Annotated in this window: 1 protein-coding gene; it reads right to left on the reverse strand. The window is 70.7% G+C overall.

The window, feature by feature from the left end; translation table 11 throughout:
* Nucleotides 1–785, reverse strand: a 785-nt coding sequence (locus tag ACZ3J7_RS41090) for a hypothetical protein (RefSeq protein ID WP_465628517.1), incomplete at its 3' end; no start/stop codon positions are given.
* Nucleotides 786–1,087 lie beyond the last annotated feature (302 nt).

The following is a 1,087-nucleotide window of genomic DNA, read 5'->3' on the forward strand; positions in this document are numbered from 1 at the left end:
TGGGCGATCCCCAGCGCCTTGATCAGCTTGTTGAGGTTCTGCGTCCGGTAGTGCTTGCGGACCTGGTAGACGCCGAACTCCCGCTCGCGGAACTTCTCGACGAGCGGGCCGGGCTGCCCGAGCCGCAGCAGCTCAGCCGCCGCCGCGTCGCCCAGCTCCAGCGGCCCCATCCGGCCGTCGAACCTCGCGGCCTTGTTGTCGGACGCCAGCTCCAGCCCGATCTTCGCGACGCCGCCGCCCTTGGCCTTGTCGCCGTCCTTGTACAGGTACCGGGCCGCCTGCCCTTCCTCTCCGGCGTTGAGAGGCCGCAGGTCGAACCCGTGGCCCTTCCCGCCGCAGTGGCAGTCGGGCCGGTCGCACGCCTCGGACACCGAGTAGCCGCCCGCCGCCTCTACGGCCTCTGCCCACGCGTCGGCCAGCGCGTCCCGGAACGCCGCCTGTGTCTCCGTGTCGAGCACTTCCTCGGTGACCCACATCGTGTGCCAGTGGAGGTGCCAGCCGGTGTCGAAGCCGAACGTGTCCTCGAACGCCCGCTCGTAGCCGACGATCCCGTACGTGTCCCGCAGGGTCCGCCAGCGGCGCCCGGCGGACCCGTACGCGCCCTTCCACCCGTCCGTGAGGACCGCGACCAGGCCGTGCCGCATCCCCTTGCGGACCGTGCCGAACTTGTTGCGGGGGAAGTGCCGCAGGGTGTTCGTGCCGAGGTGCAGCCCGTACCCGGCCGCCGCCAGGCCGTCCGCCGCCGCCTGAATGTTCGCCGACCGGACCGCGAGGATCCTCGCCATGCACCAGGCGCAGACGTGGACGTTGTTGCACCGGCACGTCCCGCCAATCGTCGCCTCGCCCTCCCGCCACAGGACCTCTGCCGTCTTGCCGGTGAGCTTGGTGCCGCACGCGAGGAAGGCCCGGCCGAGGGCGACCGTCTGATGCAGGTCGCGGCGGGCGAACCGCTCGTCCCTCGGGTCCGCTTTCGGCTGTCCCTTTTTGGTGGACGGCGCTTCCGCAGCAGCGCTCTGACCTGCGGTGGACGGAGATTTTCCCTTACTACAAATGCCCGCGTTCGGATTTGGCTCGGGCCGGTCCTGCA

It is taken from the genome of Kitasatospora sp. NPDC015121, assembly GCF_055562955.1.